Origin of the sequence: Oceanobacillus luteolus, from assembly GCF_023715655.1 — a bacterium.
In the GTDB taxonomy this organism is placed as follows: Bacteria; Bacillota; Bacilli; order Bacillales; family Amphibacillaceae; genus Oceanobacillus; species Oceanobacillus luteolus.
In genome coordinates this window covers 1-445 of the sequence record NZ_JAMBON010000155.1, presented here as the reverse complement: position 1 = coordinate 445, position 445 = coordinate 1, and the positions used below count along the sequence as shown (strand labels likewise).

Sequence of the window (445 nt, the reverse complement as noted above, 5' to 3'; positions counted from 1 at the left end):
AACGCGTCAGGCTGCATGTGACCGGAATTTTACAGCTGAGCGGCCAGCTCGATCATAGTTTTGCCATGATCCCGATGCAGGATGCGCAGCAGTACCTGGAGAGATGGGCAGCAGCGTGACCGGCATCGCCATCAAGGTCACCGACGTTTTCCATGCTAACAAGCTGGTACGCGACGCCGGCGAGGTGACCAACAGCTACGTCTACATCAAGAGCTGGATCGGCACCTATGGCTATATGTATCGCGACATCCAGATGATCCGCGCCATTATGTACCTGGCGATGGTGCTGGTGATCGGCGTGGCCTGCTTTAACATCGTCTCGACGCTGGTGATGGCGGTCAAAGACAAAAGCGGCGATATTGCGGTGCTGCGCACGCTTGGCGCAAAAGACGGCTTAATTCGCGCGATTTTCGTGTGGTATGGTTTATTAGCCGGATCGGTAGGC

1 protein-coding gene is annotated in these 445 nt (G+C 55.7%); it reads left to right on the top strand.

Going from position 1 to position 445, the window contains the following annotated elements; all coding sequences use genetic code 11:
* Positions 1 to 103: 103 nt before the first annotated feature.
* The coding region (locus tag M3210_RS20175; RefSeq protein WP_251518090.1) for an FtsX-like permease family protein at positions 104 to 445 on the top strand (342 nt) is incomplete at its 3' end.